Genomic DNA, 16938 nt, shown 5'->3' with positions numbered 1-16938 from the left:
GGAATTGTCTGTTTGTCCTGGCAGGTCTTGAGAAGCAGGTTATGCTGAATAGTGTTAGGTGAATGTTTTAGCCTGTTTTAAAACTAGGATTGAATAGCATTAATTGCTAAAGGAGAAAATTATGAACAAGACTGCCGCAATCATTTCTGCCTGTGTATTTACTTTTGCCCTGAGCGCCTGTTCTGGTAACAACTACGTGATGCATACCAATGATGGCCGAACTATCGTCTCTGACGGGAAGCCAAAAACCGATAATGAGACCGGGATGATCTCGTATAAAGATGCGAACGGGAACAAGCAGCAGATCAACCGCACTGACGTGAAAGAGATGGTTGAACTGGATAAGTAACAGATTTTAGACCAAAAAAAAGCACCGCAAATAGGCGGTGCTACATTAATCACTATGGACAGACAGGGTAAATGTACAGGAAGTGAAAAAAGGGTAGCTTCGCTACCGTGATCTGAATTGCAGACCAATTGCAAACACAACAACACAACATCACAACCGTAAGCCAAAAGCCCTTCAGAACACGCATTCCAAAAAAAGCTTTTCGTTCCGGCTCAGGAAGTGCCGCCACTATAGGTATTTGCTGGTAGTTCCTCAACGGACAAATTATAATGGCTCAGATAAAAAAAACTAATAGGTTAAACGTTGTTTCCTATGTGTTAAATACCTTTAACATCTAAGCCTAATACCCATGTCGAAGCGATTACCACCCCTAAATGCATTACGCGTTTTTGATGCTGCAGCACGCCATCTGAGCTTCACGCGCGCGGCCGATGAGCTTTTTGTGACACAGGCCGCAGTAAGTCATCAAATCAAGTCTCTGGAGGATTTCCTGGGGCTTAAGCTGTTTCGCCGCCGCAACCGCTCCCTGCTTCTGACGGAAGAAGGGCAGAGCTATTTTCAGGATATCAAAGACATTTTTTCCCAGCTCACTGAGGCGACGCGCAAACTGCAGGCGCGAAGCGCTAAAGGTGCGCTGACAGTCAGTTTATTGCCCAGTTTTGCCATTCATTGGCTGGTGCCACGACTCTCTAGCTTTAACTCAGCTTATCCGGGAATCGACGTCAGGATCCAGGCGGTGGACCGTCAGGAAGACAAACTGGCGGACGATGTCGACGTCGCTATTTTTTACGGTCGCGGCAACTGGCCGGGCTTGCGTGTTGAAAAATTATACGCAGAATATCTCCTGCCGGTGTGCTCGCCGCTGCTGCTGACGGGCGACAAAGCGTTGAAAACGCCTGCCGATCTGGCGCAACATACACTTTTACATGATGCTTCTCGCCGCGACTGGCAAACTTATACCCGCCAGTTGGGTCTTAATCATATTAATGTGCAGCATGGCCCCATCTTTAGCCACAGCGCGATGGTGTTACAGGCTGCCATTCACGGACAGGGCGTGGCGTTGGCAAACAACGTGATGGCCCAGTCCGAAATTGAGGCAGGCCGCCTGGTCTGTCCGTTTAATGATGTTCTGGTCAGCAAGAATGCGTTTTATCTGGTTTGTCATGACAGTCAGGCAGAACTGGGTAAAATAGCCGCCTTCCGGCAGTGGATACTGGCGAAGGCGGCACATGAACAAGAAAAATTCCGCTTTCGTTATGAGTAATCATCTCTTTTGTGTGCCGGGCACGCATAACTTTAGGACAGAAACATGACCAGCCGTTTCATGCTGATTTTTGCCGCGGTGAGTGGCTTTATTTTTGTCGCACTGGGCGCGTTCGGCGCGCATGTGTTGAGCAAGACCTTAGGGGTCGTCGAAATGGGCTGGATTCAAACCGGCCTTGAGTATCAGGCATTTCACACGCTGGCTATTTTTGGGCTGGCGGTGGCAATGCAGCGTCGCATTAGCATTTGGTTCTACTGGAGCAGCGTTTTCCTGGCACTGGGGACCGTTCTGTTCAGCGGCAGTTTGTACTGCCTCGCACTTTCACATTTGCGCCTTTGGGCGTTTGTTACACCCGTCGGCGGCGTCAGTTTCCTCGCCGGGTGGGTATTGATGTTTATCGGAGCTATCCGTCTGAAACGCAGGGGCGTTGTTCATGAGTAAGGTTGTTTTATATTGTCGCCCGGGGTTTGAGAAAGAGTGCGCCGCGGAAATTACTGACAAAGCGTCACGTCTGGAAGTCTTCGGCTTTGCCCGCGTCAAAGAGCACTCGGGCTATGTGGTGTTCGAATGCTATCAGCCTGACGATGCGGATAAGATCGTTAGCAAGTTACCGTTCAGCTCGTTGATTTTTGCCCGTCAGATGTTTGCCGCGGGCGAACTGCTGACCGATTTGCCGCCAGAAGATCGTATTTCCCCTATCTCCGGCATGCTGCAGGGCGTGGTGGAGAAGGGCGGCGATCTGCGTGTTGAAGTGGCTGACACCAACGAAAGCAAAGAGCTGATGAAGTTTTGCCGCAAGTTCACCGTTCCGCTGCGCGCTGCGCTGCGTGAGGTGGGCGTGCTGACAAACTACGAGACGCCAAAACGTCCGGTGGTGCATGTCTTCTTTATTGCGCCGGGCTGTTGTTATACCGGTTACTCCTACACGACGAACAACTCGCCGTTTTATATGGGTATCCCGCGTCTTAAATTCCCGTCCGATGCGCCAAGCCGTTCTACGCTCAAACTGGAAGAGGCGTTCCACGTCTTTATTCCTGCCGATGAGTGGGATGAGCGCCTGGCGAACGGGATGTATGCCGTGGATCTGGGAGCTTGCCCTGGCGGCTGGACCTATCAGCTGGTCAAACGCAACATGTGGGTTTCGTCTATCGATAACGGCCCTATGGCGCAAAGCCTGATGGATACCGGGCAGGTGACCTGGCTGCGTGAAGATGGTTTCCGCTATCGCCCGACCCGTAACAACATCACCTGGATGGTGTGCGATATGGTGGAGAAACCGGCGAAAGTGGCCGCGCTGATGGCAACCTGGCTGGTGAACGGCTGGTGTCGCGAGACGATCTTCAACCTTAAGCTGCCGATGAAAAAGCGCTATGAAGAGGTCTCCCAGAATCTGGCGTATATCCAGGAACAGCTGAATGCCCAGGGGATCAATGCTGAAATCCAGGCGCGTCAGCTTTATCACGACCGTGAAGAAGTGACGGTACACGTCCGTCGCTGGTGGGCTGCCGTGGGTGGACGTCGCGACGAGCGATAACGCCTGTCTATGTGCCCGGTAGCGCCATGCCTACCGGGCACACTCAAGGCCCCCGGCAACTTTCTGCCCTGAACCTACCGCTCCAGCCGCAACTGCTGCAAATTCCCGTCTAACTGCAAATCCGTCTGTAACCGCGCCACATCCCGGCAGATAAACGCCATCTCTTTATGCGCTTCCAGCTTCTTGCGCCACTTCTCGGGAACATTCTCCAGATGGGCATAAATCCCTTCCAGATCCTGAAAATCCGTTAACAGCTGTGCTGCACTTTTAGGGCCAATCCCGGCCACGCCCGGCACTTTTGAGCTGCTGATCCCGGCAAGCCCCCAGTAGTCAGGCAGCTGTTGCGGCGAGACGCCAAATTCACTGGCGATAAAAGGGGCGTCGAGCCAGCGCTTTTGAAAGTAATCGCGAATACGAATGGTCGGTGAGAGTAGCTGGCAGTAGCCCTTGTCGGTGGAGACGATGGTGGCCTGATGCCCGGCGCCCGCAACTTTTATTGCCAGCGTCGCGGCCAAATCGTCGGCTTCGTTGCCATGCGCGCCCCAGCACGGCACGCCGCGGGTTTCAAAGGCGGCGCGAATGGCGGGCATTTCGGCGTGGAGATCGTCGGGCATCGGTGCGCGTCCGGCTTTGTAATCCGGTAAACGCTGGTGCCGCCAGCCTGTGTTACGCGCTTCGTCGTCGAAAACGGCCACTGCGTGAGTGGGCTGGCTGTGGCGAATAAGCTGCTCCAGCGCATGCAGGCAAGTGTCCTTGCAGGGTGTGCCTTGCACCGCATGAATACGGCGAATCAGGTTGAGCGCGTCGACAATAAGCAAATGAACAGCCACAGATAATCTCCCTTCTGTTAATGAATAAAGGGTAACACTGTCAGCAGGATGAAACTACGAGAGGCGTGGGAATTGGGAAGGCGCCTCGCAAAAGCGAGGCGCACAGGTTTAATCGCAGGTCACGATTTTCATGGCCAACCCGCCGCGAGAGGTTTCGCGGTATTTGGCATTCATATCTTTGCCGGTCTCGTACATGGTTTCGATAACCTTATCGAGGCAGACGCGCGGCTCGCTGGTACGGCGCAGGGCCATACGCGCGGCGTTCACCGCTTTAACGGAGGCAATCGCGTTACGCTCGATGCACGGTACCTGCACCTGACCAGCAACCGGGTCACAGGTCAGTCCGAGGTTGTGCTCCATGCCGATTTCCGCCGCGATACAGACCTGCGTTGGGCTACCGCCCAGCAGTTCCGTCAGACCCGCTGCCGCCATGGAACAGGCCACGCCGACTTCGCCCTGGCAGCCCACTTCAGCGCCAGAGATCGAGGCATTCATCTTATACAGTGAGCCAATCGCGCTGGTGACGAGCAGATAGCGCGCCAGCGAGTTAGCATTCACTTCACGGATAAACTTATCGTAGTACGCCAGCACTGCCGGAACGATGCCGCACGCGCCGTTAGTCGGTGCGGTAACCACACGCCCGCCTGCGGCGTTTTCTTCGTTAACAGCCAGCGCGAACATGTTGATCCAGTCAACGACCGCCATCGGGTCGGTGGTGGTTTTATCAGTGCTCACTAACATACGACGCAACGCCGCAGCACGACGCGGTACGCGCAGTTTGCCCGGCAGCACGCCTTCGGTGGTGATGCCGCGCTCGATACCGCCGCGCATCACATCCCAGACGTTTTTGAAGTGCTGTTCCAGCTCTTCTTTGCTGTGCAACGCCAGCTCATTTTTCATCATCAGGCCAGAAAGTGACAAGCCGCTTTCCTGACAATGACGCTGTAAATCCGCCGCATTTTTGTACGGGTAAGGTACCTCAACGGAAGAGTTGCTGGCCTGACCAAAGTGGTCTTCGTCGACGATAAAACCGCCGCCGATGGAGTAATAGGTTTGGCTGTAAATCGCCTTTTCGCCTGCCAGCGCGGTAATACGCATACCGTTCTCGTGCAGGGAGAGGTTGTCGGCATGGAAGTTCATGCACTTATCAACCGGGAACTCGACTTCATGGTCACCGTTTGCCAGCAGCAGGCGGCCATGAGTATTCACGTCCTGAATGAATCCAGGAATTGCGTCAATATCAACGGTATCCGGCAGATTCCCCGCCAGGCCCATAATAATGGCGATGTCAGTATGGTGGCCTTTACCCGTCAGAGACAGGGAGCCGTAAACATCGACAACCACGCGTGTGACGTCGTGCAGAATGCCGCGTGAAATCAAGTCATCCGTGAATTGTTTACCGGCTTTCATTGGCCCGACAGTATGAGAGCTGGAAGGTCCAATACCGATTTTGAAGATATCGAATACGCTAATCATGATGCGTCCCTTGCTATCAGTCAGAGGAGGAGTGCGCCGTCCGAAGACGGCGCAGGAGGTATTAGCTGAACAGAGAGAAGAAAATCGCGGAGATGGCAATCAGACCCATAATCACAACGAAGACGTTGCTGATGTGGCCGCTGTATTTACGCATTGCCGGGACTTTCTGAATCGCGTACATCGGCATCAGGAACAGAATCATCGCGATGATTGGACCGCCCAGGGTTTCGATCATGCCGAGGATGCTCGGGTTCATGGTCGCCACAGCCCAGGTCGTCAACAGCATGAACAGTGCAGTGATTTTGTTCAGTTTGTTAACTTCAATGCTTTTGCCTTTACCGCGCAGGGATTTGATCACCATACCGTTAAAGCCTTCACGTGCGCCAAGGTAGTGGCCGAGGAAGGATTTGGTGATAGCGATAATCGCGATGATTGGCGCCATCCAGGCAATCAGCGGTGCGTTAAAGTGGTTAGCCAGGTAAGACAGAATCGAGATGTTCTGTGCTTTCGCTGCTGCCAGATCCGCCGGGGAGAGGCTCAGTACGCAGCTGAACACGAAGAACATTACGGTAATAACCATCATGATGTGAGCGCGAGCCAGGATGCTGGAGCACTTCTTCTCTGCGCCCTGACCGTACTCTTCACGTTTCGCCACAGCGAAAGAGGAGATGATCGGGGAGTGGTTGAAGGAGAAGACCATCACCGGAATCGCCAGCCACAGAGTCATCAACAGGCCGTTACCGGTTGCCGATGCGCTGCTCAGGGAGAGGGTTTCCAGCGCTGCACCGTTCCACTGTGGAACCAGGTAGAAAGCCAGCACCATCAGGGCAATCACGAACGGGAACACCAGAACGCTCATCGCTTTAACGATCATCTGCTCGCCGAAACGAACGATGGTCATCATACCCACGATCAGGATCAGAGACAGAATAGCGCGCGGTGGCGGCGTCATGTGCAGCTGGTGCGTCATGAAGCTTTCAACGGTGTTGGTAATCGCCACGCTGTAAACCAGCAGAATCGGGTAAATCGCGAAGAAGTAGAGCAGGGTAATCAGTTTACCTGCGCCAACGCCGAAGTGCTCTTCAACAACTTCAGTGATGTCTTCGCCTGGGTTTTTACCGGACAGCACGAAACGGGTCAGGCCGCGGTGTGCAAAGTAAGTCATCGGGAAGGCAATGATAGCCATGATGATCAGCGGAATCAGACCGCCAACGCCTGCGTTGATCGGCAGGAACAGAACACCTGCGCCGATTGCTGTACCGTACAGGCCCAGCATCCACATGGTGTCCGTTTTGCGCCATCCACTTCGGGATTCTGTCGAAGCAATGGTGCTGGTTTGAGTGGTTTCCATCTATTTCTCCTGGAGGAAGCAATTAGTCAGGCTTTTTAGTCAATTCCGATGAAAAAGGGCCCGACGGTAATATGAAATTCGTTCAATGACGGTTTTTTTATAATTTTTGCCCGTAACTATTGGCGGGCGGAAAGATACATTTAAGTAATGAATGTATCAGTGATCCTGATCCCAAATGCAATAATCCACTTTTGAAGTGGGCATATTTAGACCAAAAAACTGTTAATAAAACGTCAAAGCGGATTTACGGGCGCGAAGGCTACCATTAACGACATACGGCGTGAAAGATCGGACAGCGAGATACGTGGCTTCCGCTGTAAAGATGGCGATTTTTAGTTTTTTCTTGCAGGTAATTTGGATTAAGGCTGATAAATCACGGTTTGAAAATCAAGGTAATCGTTTGCGTCCGAGTCAGAAATGTAAATAAGATAAGTAATGCCTATGTTTTATCAGAAGAAATGAAAAAGCCGGGCAGTGCCCGGCTTAAATTGAGTGAAAGCAACTGACCCTCAGGCGCAAATCTCATAACAGGGGATATAGGCCGAGCCGGGCAGCTTCATACGGTGCTGGGCGACAAAGCCCTGCAGCAGATCGTCCATGCGGCGCATCATCTGGCTGTCGCCGTGGATTTTGTACGGACCGTACTCTTCGATGGCGCGAATGCCTACCTCTTTTACGTTACCGGCCACGATGCCGGAGAACGCACGACGTAGATCCGCGGCCAGCACTTCAACGGGCTGATCCGGATACAGTTTCAGGTTTGCCATATTCTCGTGGGACGGTTCGAACGGCTTCTGAAGGTCTGGCGCGATGCGGATCGACCAGTTAAAGCTGTACGCATCGCCCGTATCACGGCGGTTCTCTTTGACCAGCGGCATCGCCTTTTTCATCTGACGCGCCACTTCTGCCGCATCGTCAATGATAATGCGGTAGTGGCTACGCGCCGCTTCGCCCAGGGTGTGCACGATAAACTCATCCAGCACGCGGAAGTAATCGGCGCTCTCTTTTGGCCCGGTGAGGATTAGCGGCAAGACCTGATTTTTATTCGCCGGATTCATCAGTATACCCAGCAGATAAAGCAGCTCTTCCGCCGTTCCGACGCCGCCCGGGAAGATAATGATCCCGTGTGCGATACGCACGAAGGCTTCGAGACGTTTCTCGATATCCGGCATGATGATCAGCTCATTCACCAGCGGGTTCGGTGGCTCAGCCGCGATTATTGAAGGTTCCGTCATACCAATGAAACGGCCTTCTTTATAGCGCTGCTGCGCGTGGCCGACCGCCGCGCCTTTCATTGGCGCTTCCATCGCACCAGGACCACAACCGGTGCAGATATTCAGTTCGCGCAGGCCGAGCTGGGTGCCTACGCGGCGTGCGTAGAGATATTCTGTTTCGTTAATAGAGTGGCCGCCCCAGCAGACAACCATGTTAGGTGCCTCGCCAACGTGCAGAGCGCGAGCATTACGCAGAATGGAAAAGACCAGGTTAGTCATGTGTGCCGAGCTTTCCAGATTAAGGTGCTGGAAGCGCCCGGCATTGTGAATTTGTCCGTTAACAAACAGGATGTCGCGCAACACGGCGAAAAGGTTGGCCTGCAGAGAGCGAATGATCCGCCCATCGACAAAGGCCTCTTCCGGCGGATTTATCACTTCAAGCTTCACGCCACGCTCGCGGCGCAACACGTTGATATCAAAGCTTTCAAAGCGAGACAGCAACTCTTTACTATTATCTGTCAGACTTCCGGAGTTCAGAACGGCAAGTGAACAGTTGCGAAACAGTTGATACAGGTCACTGCTGGCCGTGCGTTTAAGCATGTCCACTTCCAGCTGCGACAACATATCCATTGAGCCAAGCGGGCTAATATGTGTAATCAAGTGAGCTCCTTACGGGATAAAGATCTTCTTTCCCTGTTGATTACAATAGCCCTGGCTTATGACGTTTCACAACCTTAGACGCGGAATACAGCCCGCATATTTCACAAATTTACTGACGAACCAGGCGTCCGGTGGCCGGAACAAAGTCGGTATTGGTGCGCCACGGGTTAATGTCCAGCCCGCCGCGACGGGTGTAACGGGCGTACACGCTCAGTTTCTCCGGCTGGCAGAAGCGCTGGATATCATTGAAGATGCGCTCGACGCACTGCTCGTGAAACTCGTTGTGATGGCGGAACGACACCAGATAACGCAGCAGTTTTTCACGGTCAATTTTCGGGCCGCGATACTGAATTTGCACTGAGCCCCAGTCAGGCTGGTGGGTGATTAGACAGTTGGATTTCAGCAGGTGGCTGACCAGCGTCTCTTCAACGACTTTTTCGCCCGCCGCGTTTTGCAGATAATGGGTGCTGAATTCGTAGCTCTCAATCTCGATCTCCTGATCGTCGATGCAGGTGCCGTGGAAATGCGCCACCGGCTGACCTTCCAGCTCATTCAGACGATACAGCGCCACGGTCACGTCACCCTGCGCGCAGGCACTCAGATCGCGCGCCAGCGTGCGCTGCACCTCTTCCCAGGAGTCAAAACGTGTCTGGTTAAAGCTGTTGAGATAGAGCTTAAAGCTTTTGGACTCCACCAGATTCACGCTGGCGTAATTCAGCTCAACGTGGCCCACGGCGACCTGCGGCAAACCGCGCGCGTTGAGCCAGGAGAGTTCGTAAAGCGTCCAGATATCACCGCCGACAAACGGCAGTGCATCCGCGGACAGGCCAAGCGGATCGCGGTTCAGACTGCGTGGAACGCCCTGTAGCAGGGTGGCGTCATAGGTATCGCGGTAATCAGTGGTTTTGCCCAGCGTTAAGCCTGATAACGCCTGATGATTTTCGTAAGACATGTTTCATTGTCACTTTGCAGGTAAACTATAGGCACAAGTTTATCCTGTCTTACGTGAAGAGAGAAATCGGTGGATATTGAGACTGCAAATGCCCTGACGGCGTTCACGACGCGCTACTGCGATGCATGGCATCAACAGCATGACACATGGCCGCAAAGTGAAGAGTTATACGGCGTGCCGTCACCGTGCATTATTACGACGCTCGGCGATAAAATCATCTGGCAGCCACAGCCCTTCACGGAACAGCAGAATGTAAATGCGGTTGAGCGCGCCATGGACATTGTGGTACAACCAGCCGTTCATGCGTTTTACACCACACAGTTTGCCGGGGATATGCGCGCCCGTTTCGGCAATGAAACGATGACGCTGCTACAGACCTGGAGTGAAGAGGATTTCCAGCGAGTTCAGGAGAACTTGATTGGACATCTGGTGACGCAAAAACGCCTGAAGCTTGCACCGACGCTGTTTATCGCGACGCTCGACAGCGAACTGGATGTGATCGCTGTTGCTAACCTGAATGGCGAAGTGATCAAAGAGACGCTCGGCACCCGCAAACGCGATGTTCTCGCCCCCTCACTTGCGGAATTCCTTAATCAGCTCGACCCCGTTTTGTAATCCGTTATGCTACAGATTTTGTGAGAGATCTCTTACAAGGCTTGTGAGAGATCGCCGTCATATAACCGCATGACGTAATCAGTTATTCATTTAATAACGATTTATTTCATATATTTAGGTTGTAAATGCCTCGTTGTCATCGCAACCGTGATAACGGTAAGCCTGATTAGGTGGGTTGTAAGACGAAGCGTAATAGGGGATTCTATATCCCGTCGACAGGATGACGACACGAGAAACGAACATCAGGATGATGACGTTACTCACACAGGACACGTCAGGATGGCGCGGCAGGAAGGCTTCAGGACTGAAGCAAAAGGATCACGCAGGATGCGTAAGGGACACCTCCAGGACGGAGAATGAGAACCGGACATGATGCCCGGTGGGTCAGGAAGGCCAGGACGTTTCAGGATGAAACATTCACATCAGGATGATGTGAGCAGGATGCGCGGTTACGGACGATCAGGCCTCACGGCCACTGGAAAAGTTGTCACGGACGAGCAGGGAGCACAAATTGTAGCTGGAATGCTGCGAAACGAACCGGGAGCACTGTTTATACAGTGCTCCCTTTTTTTATTTCTGCGCCCCGGAATGCTATGCTGCGCGCCGTTCAGTTTTTCAGTTGAGGTTTTTATGACGCATAACGACAGCGTTCGTGCGCAGTTGCACGCTATCGAAGCTCTGATGCGCCTCCATCAGCTGTGGCAGGAAACGGCGCCGCAGCAAGAGGCCTTCGCCAGTACCCAGCCATTCTGTCTGGACACCCTTGAGCCGTTTGAATGGCTGCAGTGGGTGCTCATCCCGCGCCTGCACGCGCTGCTGGATGGCGGCCATCCGCTGCCCCACGATTTTGCCATCTGCCCCTATTATGAAATGGCGCTTGATGCGCAGCACCCGGCGCGCGATGTCGTGCTGATTGAACTACAACGCCTGGACACGCTGTTTTCCGGCGGCCAGGCATGACCATTGAGATCCTCTACCAGGACGAGTGGCTGGTCGCGGTCAATAAACCGTCTGGCTGGCTAGTTCACCGTAGTTGGCTGGATCGCGACGAGAAAGTCGTGGTGATGCAAACCGTGCGTGACCAGATTGGCCAGCACGTGTTTACCGTCCACCGTCTTGATAGGCCTACCTCAGGCGTCCTGTTGATGGGGCTTTCCAGCGAAGCCGGACGCCTTTTGTCGCAGCAGTTCGAACAGCATCAGATTCAAAAACGTTATCACGCCATCGTGCGCGGCTGGCTGATGGACGAAGCGACGCTTGATTATCCGCTGGTCGAAGAGCTGGATAAAATCGCCGATAAATTTGCCCGTGACGATAAAGAGCCGCAGCCTGCAGTGACCGATTATCGCGGTCTGGCGACGGTCGAAATGCCCGTTGCCACGGGTAAATTCCCGACCACGCGCTACGGGCTGGTGGAGCTTGAGCCTCATACCGGGCGCAAGCATCAGCTGCGTCGCCATCTCTCCCATCTGCGTCATCCGATCATTGGCGACAGCAAGCACGGCGATTTGCGCCAGAACCGCAGCGCCGCCGAGCATTTTGGCTGCAACCGCCTGATGCTGCACGCCAGCCAGCTCAGCCTGACCCACCCCTTCACCGGCGAACCGCTGGTGATCCGTGCGGGGCTGGATGACGTCTGGATGCAGGCGCTGTCACAGTTTGGCTGGATGGGACAACTCCCCGAAAATGAAAGGGTTGAGTTTGTGGCGAGCAACGTTCAGGATGAACAGCAATAGCGATAATGAAGGGAGTGAAGCATGGCTGAAGTAGGCATTTTTGTCGGCACAATGTACGGTAACTCGCTGCTGGTGGCCGAAGAGGCCGAGGCGATTCTGTTAAGTCAGGGTCACAAAGCGACGGTCTATGAAGATCCGACTCTTTCCGACTGGGAAAAATATAAAGATCAGTACGTGCTGGTGGTGACATCAACAACCGGGCAGGGCGATCTGCCAGACAGCATTGTGCCGCTCTTCCAGGCAATCAAAGACACGCTGGGCTATCAGCCCGATACGCGCTACGGCATTATCGCCCTTGGTGACAGCAGCTACACCCATTTCTGCGGGGGCGGCAAGCAGTTTGACGCCCTGCTACAGGAGCAAAGCGCGCAGCGCGTGGGTGAGATGCTGCTGATCGACGCCGGTGAACACCCGGAGCCAGAAAGCGAATCTAATCCATGGGTTGAGCAGTGGGGCGCGTTGCTCAAATAACCCTTCGCCGGGGGGCTGTTATGCCTTACCCGGCCTCAAACCCTCGGCCTACAATGTAGGCCTGCGCAAGCGCAGCGCCGCCAGGTAATCTGGCTCACATTCTTCCCCATTTTCGTGAACCATCTTCCACTCCCCTGGGCTTTTGCCACAAACAACCTCCAACTCGTGCGCCAATGTTGTGTTGATGCACGGTGAGGCTGCTGCCTCCTCTTACATATACTTTTCCCGTCAGTTACCAAAAAAAGCAGTTAGAAACCATAAAACGGCTCTTATCCGTACCAGAAATGCCGTACCAAAACTGCAAAACACTAACCTCTCATTCTGATTACCCTACAGGTTATGTCGTACAGAATGAACCTGGCGCAAGCCAAGATTCAGGAGTGCAACAATGAGTACATTAAGCCAAGCGGCGAGCAGCGCTGAGAAGCGCACCAATGCTCGCTACTGGATAGTGGTGATGCTGTTTATCGTCACGTCCTTCAACTATGGCGACCGCGCCACGCTGTCGATTGCCGGTTCTGAAATGGCAAAAGACATCGGGCTTGATCCGGTCGGCATGGGATATGTCTTCTCCGCATTTTCTTGGGCCTATGTAATTGGCCAGATCCCCGGCGGCTGGCTCCTTGACCGCTTCGGTTCCAAACGCGTTTACTTCTGGTCCATCTTTATCTGGTCGATGTTTACGCTGCTGCAGGGCTTCGTCGATATCTTCAGCGGCTTCGGCATTATCGTTGCCCTCTTTACCTTACGTTTCCTGGTCGGGCTGGCAGAAGCGCCCTCCTTCCCTGGCAACAGCCGCATCGTCGCGGCCTGGTTCCCGGCGCAGGAGAGGGGCACGGCGGTGGCGATTTTTAACTCCGCCCAGTATTTCGCGACGGTCATCTTCGCACCGATTATGGGCTGGCTGACCCACGAAGTGGGCTGGTCACACGTCTTCTTCTTTATGGGCGGACTGGGGATCATCATCAGCTTTGTCTGGCTAAAAGTGATCCACGAACCGAATCAACATCCGGGCGTGAACAAGAAAGAGCTGGAGTACATCGCTGAGGGCGGTGCGCTGATCAACATGGATCAGAAAAACGACAAGGCCAAAGTGCCGTTCAGCCATAAGTGGGGCCAGATCAAACAGCTGATTGGCTCGCGGATGATGATAGGCATCTACCTTGGGCAATACTGCATTAACGCCTTAACCTACTTTTTCATCACCTGGTTCCCGGTCTATCTGGTGCAGGCGCGCGGAATGTCGATTCTGAAAGCGGGCTTTGTGGCCTCGGTTCCGGCGGTGTGCGGCTTTATCGGTGGCGTGCTGGGCGGGGTGATTTCCGACTGGCTGATGCGCCGTACCGGTTCGCTGAATATCGCGCGTAAAACCCCGATTGTACTGGGCATGCTGCTCTCCATGACGATGGTGTTCTGCAACTATGTGAGTGCCGAATGGATGATTATTGGCTTTATGGCGATGGCCTTCTTTGGCAAAGGAATTGGTGCGCTGGGCTGGGCGGTGATGGCAGATACCGCGCCGAAGGAGATCAGCGGCCTGAGTGGCGGTCTGTTCAACATGTTCGGTAACATTTCCGGCATCGTTACCCCGATCGCCATCGGCTATATCGTCGGAACCACCGGCTCCTTCAATGGCGCACTGATTTACGTAGGCGTCCACGCGCTGGTGGCGGTTCTCAGCTATCTGGTGCTGGTGGGCGATATTAAACGCGTTGAGCTGAAACCGGTCGCGGGGCGTGCATGATGAATACACAGTCAAGTCCAGTCATTACCGACATGCAGGTCATTCCGGTGGCCGGTTACGACAGCATGCTGCTCAACATCGGGGGTGCCCATAACGCGTACTTTACGCGCAATATTGTGGTGCTCACGGATAACGCCGGGAATACCGGCGTCGGTGAAGCGCCTGGCGGTGAGGTGATTCTCCAGACGTTGCTGGACGCCGTTCCGATGGTTGTCGGCCAGCAGGTCGCGCGACTGAACAAGGTGGTGCAGCAAGTACACAAAGGCAATCAGGCCGCCGATTTTGATACCTTCGGCAAAGGGGCCTGGACGTTCGAGCTACGGGTGAATGCGGTGGCTGCGCTCGAAGCGGCGCTACTCGATCTGCTCGGTAAAGCGCTGAACGTGCCGGTGTGCGAACTGCTGGGGCCGGGCAAACAGCGCGATGCCGTCACTGTGCTCGGGTATCTGTTCTACGTGGGCGATCGCAAGAAAACCGATCTGCCCTATCTCTCCAGCACGCCTGGCAATTATGACTGGTATCACCTGCGTCATCAGGAAGCGCTCACCAGCGAGGCGGTGGTTCGCTTAGCCGAGGCGGCACAGGATCGCTACGGCTTTAAGGATTTCAAACTCAAGGGCGGCGTCCTGCCTGGCGAGCAGGAGATCGACAGCGCCCGTGCCCTGAAAAAACGTTTCCCGGATGCGCGAATTACCGTTGATCCTAACGGTGCCTGGCGACTGGACGAGGCGATTTCGCTCTGCAAAGGGCTTAACGACGTGCTCACTTACGCGGAAGATCCGTGCGGGGCCGAGCAGGGTTTCTCCGGTCGCGAAGTGATGGCGGAATTTCGCCGCGCGACAGGGCTGCCGGTGGCAACCAATATGATCGCCACGAACTGGCGCGAAATGGGCCACGCGGTGATGCTCAATTCCGTGGACATTCCGCTGGCAGACCCGCACTTCTGGACGCTCTCCGGCGCGGTGCGCGTCGCGCAGCTGTGCGACGACTGGGGCCTGACCTGGGGCTGTCACTCGAACAACCATTTCGATATCTCACTGGCGATGTTTACGCATGTGGGGGCTGCTGCTCCCGGCACACCCACGGCTATCGATACGCACTGGATCTGGCAGGAGGGCGACGCGCGCCTGACCAAAAATCCGCTGGAGATAAAAGACGGCAAGATTGCCGTCCCGGATGCGCCGGGGCTGGGCGTGGAGCTGGACTGGGATCAGATCCACAAGGCCCACGCGCTGTACAAGACACTGCAAGGTGGCGCGCGCAACGACGCAGGCCCAATGCAGTATCTCGTTCCCGGCTGGAAATTTGACCGCAAACGCCCGGCGTTTGGTCGTCACTAATTAAAAGGATTGCACCATGACCACTTTCTCTACTCCTGTCGTCACTGCCATGCAGATTGTTCCCGTCGCGGGCCACGACAGCATGCTGATGAACCTGAGCGGCGCCCATGCTCCGTTCTTTACCCGCAACATTGTGATTATCAAAGATAACTCTGGCCACACGGGCGTGGGCGAAATTCCTGGCGGCGAGAAGATCCGCAAAACCCTGGAAGAGGCGATCCCGCTGGTAGTAGGCAAAACCCTGGGCGAGTACAAAAATGTCTTAAACGCCGTGCGCGCTACTTTTGCTGACCGCGATGCGGGAGGCCGTGGGCTGCAAACCTTCGATCTGCGTACTACCATTCACGTGGTGACGGGGATCGAAGCCGCGATGCTGGATCTGCTGGGGCAGCATCTTGGGGTTAACGTGGCGTCGCTGCTGGGGGAAGGCCAGCAGCGCAGTGAAGTCGAAATGCTCGGCTATCTGTTCTTCGTCGGCGATCGCAAACTCACGCCTTTGGCGTACCAGAGCCAGCCGGACGAAAAATGCGACTGGTATCGCCTTCGTCACGATGAAGCCATGACGCCGGAGGCGGTGGTACACCTGGCGGAAGCCGCTTACGAAAAATACGGTTTTAACGATTTCAAACTGAAAGGCGGCGTGCTGGCGGGCGAAGAAGAGGCCGAGTCGATTGTCGCGCTGGCGAAACGATTCCCGCAGGCGCGCGTAACGCTGGATCCGAACGGGGCCTGGTCGCTTAATGAAGCGATCGGCATCGGCAAACAACTGAAAGGCGTACTGGCGTATGCAGAAGATCCATGCGGTGCGGAGCAGGGCTTCTCCGGACGTGAGGTGATGGCCGAGTTCCGTCGCGCGACTGGGCTGCCGACGGCGACCAATATGATCGCCACCGACTGGCGTCAGATGGGCCATACGCTGTCGCTGCAGTCGGTTGATATTCCACTGGCGGACCCGCACTTCTGGACAATGCAAGGCTCCGTGCGCGTGGCGCAGATGTGCCATGAGTTTGGGCTGACCTGGGGCTCGCACTCCAACAACCACTTTGATATTTCACTGGCGATGTTCACCCATGTGGCCGCCGCCGCGCCAGGCAACATTACGGCGATTGATACTCACTGGATCTGGCAGGAGGGCAATCAGCGCCTGACCAAACAGCCGTTCGAAATCAAAGGCGGAATGGTGCAAGTGCCGACCACGCCGGGTCTGGGCGTAGAGCTGGATATGGATCAACTGATGAAAGCGCACGAACTGTATCAAAAGCATGGCCTGGGCGCGCGCGACGACGCGATGGCGATGCAGTATCTCATCCCGGACTGGACGTTTAACAACAAGCGACCGTGCATGGTGCGCTAAGTGTGAATGCCGGTTCCTGCGGGAGTCGGCATTTTTGTTTTCAGCGCG

General features: G+C 54.7%; 16 protein-coding genes. 11 read left to right on the top strand and 5 right to left on the bottom strand.

Translation table 11 applies throughout. The features are described 5' to 3' along the window. The first annotated feature begins 121 nt into the window (after nt 1-121). The 4 genes from ACB496_RS17695 (at nt 122) to rlmM (ending at nt 3147) form a co-directional block, all read left to right on the top strand. Nucleotides 122-349, top strand: coding sequence for a YgdI/YgdR family lipoprotein (locus ACB496_RS17695; protein ID WP_100779101.1), 228 nt, complete (start codon nt 122-124; stop codon nt 347-349). Between the two features lie 349 nt (nt 350-698). After that, nucleotides 699-1613, top strand: a complete 915-nt coding sequence (gene gcvA, locus ACB496_RS17690; RefSeq protein WP_095283191.1) for a glycine cleavage system transcriptional regulator GcvA — start codon at nt 699-701, stop codon at nt 1611-1613. A 45-nt stretch (nt 1614-1658) separates the two neighbouring features. Beyond that, nucleotides 1659-2054 carry a DUF423 domain-containing protein gene (locus ACB496_RS17685; protein WP_100779102.1) on the top strand — a complete coding sequence of 132 codons (396 nt, stop codon included), beginning with the start codon at nt 1659-1661 and terminating at the stop codon, nt 2052-2054. Beyond that, entirely contained in the window at nt 2047-3147 is a 1101-nt protein-coding gene (rlmM, locus tag ACB496_RS17680; protein ID WP_371973166.1) for a 23S rRNA (cytidine(2498)-2'-O)-methyltransferase RlmM, read from the top strand. The genes ACB496_RS17685 and rlmM overlap by 8 nt, the downstream gene beginning before the upstream one ends. 74 nt (nt 3148-3221) lie before the next feature. Here the strand turns inward: rlmM and xni are convergent, their stop codons facing one another. From xni to queF, 5 genes are all read right to left on the bottom strand, one after another. Further along, a complete protein-coding gene (xni, locus tag ACB496_RS17675; RefSeq protein ID WP_102104662.1) occupies nt 3222-3977 on the bottom strand; it encodes a flap endonuclease Xni in 756 nt (251 codons plus the stop codon). Nucleotides 3978-4085: 108 nt separating this feature from the next. Further along, the gene (locus tag ACB496_RS17670) at nt 4086-5453 is read right to left on the bottom strand and encodes an L-serine ammonia-lyase (protein ID WP_102104661.1); all 1368 of its coding nucleotides are present in this window, start codon (nt 5451-5453) and stop codon (nt 4086-4088) included. A gap of 61 nt (nt 5454-5514) precedes the next feature. Continuing rightward, nucleotides 5515-6804 carry an HAAAP family serine/threonine permease gene (locus ACB496_RS17665; RefSeq protein WP_100779106.1) on the bottom strand — a complete coding sequence of 430 codons (1290 nt, stop codon included), beginning with the start codon at nt 6802-6804 and terminating at the stop codon, nt 5515-5517. 509 nt (nt 6805-7313) lie between these two features. Next, the gene (gene ppnN / locus ACB496_RS17660; RefSeq protein ID WP_100779107.1) at nt 7314-8678 is read right to left on the bottom strand and encodes a nucleotide 5'-monophosphate nucleosidase PpnN; all 1365 of its coding nucleotides are present in this window, start codon (nt 8676-8678) and stop codon (nt 7314-7316) included. A 109-nt stretch (nt 8679-8787) separates the two neighbouring features. Then, a complete protein-coding gene (queF, locus tag ACB496_RS17655; RefSeq protein WP_371973165.1) occupies nt 8788-9630 on the bottom strand; it encodes an NADPH-dependent 7-cyano-7-deazaguanine reductase QueF in 843 nt (280 codons plus the stop codon). 69 nt (nt 9631-9699) lie between these two features. Between queF and syd the strand changes: the two genes are divergently transcribed. The 7 genes from syd (at nt 9700) to gudD (ending at nt 16890) form a co-directional block, all read left to right on the top strand. After that, nucleotides 9700-10245 (top strand): SecY-interacting protein, encoded by a 546-nt coding sequence (gene syd, locus ACB496_RS17650; protein ID WP_371973164.1) that lies wholly within the window; start codon nt 9700-9702, stop codon nt 10243-10245. A gap of 630 nt (nt 10246-10875) precedes the next feature. Continuing rightward, nucleotides 10876-11205: a YqcC family protein gene (locus ACB496_RS17645; RefSeq protein ID WP_102104849.1), complete on the top strand. Its 330-nt coding sequence runs from the start codon at nt 10876-10878 to the stop codon at nt 11203-11205. Beyond that, nucleotides 11202-11981 (top strand): tRNA pseudouridine(65) synthase TruC, encoded by a 780-nt coding sequence (gene truC / locus ACB496_RS17640; RefSeq protein WP_231275102.1) that lies wholly within the window; start codon nt 11202-11204, stop codon nt 11979-11981. The genes ACB496_RS17645 and truC overlap by 4 nt, the downstream gene beginning before the upstream one ends. Nucleotides 11982-12002: 21 nt before the next feature. Beyond that, nucleotides 12003-12452: a flavodoxin gene (locus ACB496_RS17635; protein ID WP_100779111.1), complete on the top strand. Its 450-nt coding sequence runs from the start codon at nt 12003-12005 to the stop codon at nt 12450-12452. A gap of 388 nt (nt 12453-12840) precedes the next feature. Further along, nucleotides 12841-14196, top strand: coding sequence for a galactarate/glucarate/glycerate transporter GudP (gene gudP, locus ACB496_RS17630; protein WP_371973163.1), 1356 nt, complete (start codon nt 12841-12843; stop codon nt 14194-14196). Continuing rightward, nucleotides 14196-15536 (top strand): enolase C-terminal domain-like protein, encoded by a 1341-nt coding sequence (locus ACB496_RS17625; protein WP_371975255.1) that lies wholly within the window; start codon nt 14196-14198, stop codon nt 15534-15536. Before gudP ends, ACB496_RS17625 begins: the two co-directional genes overlap by 1 nt. A gap of 16 nt (nt 15537-15552) precedes the next feature. Next, the gene (gudD, locus tag ACB496_RS17620; protein WP_371973162.1) at nt 15553-16890 is read left to right on the top strand and encodes a glucarate dehydratase; all 1338 of its coding nucleotides are present in this window, start codon (nt 15553-15555) and stop codon (nt 16888-16890) included. Nucleotides 16891-16938 lie beyond the last annotated feature (48 nt).

The organism is Lelliottia nimipressuralis (genome assembly GCF_041464075.1).
In the GTDB taxonomy this organism is placed as follows: Bacteria; Pseudomonadota; Gammaproteobacteria; order Enterobacterales; family Enterobacteriaceae; genus Enterobacter; species Enterobacter nimipressuralis.
Note: the sequence above shows the minus strand (reverse complement) of the source record. Positions and strands in the feature narration are given on the sequence as shown.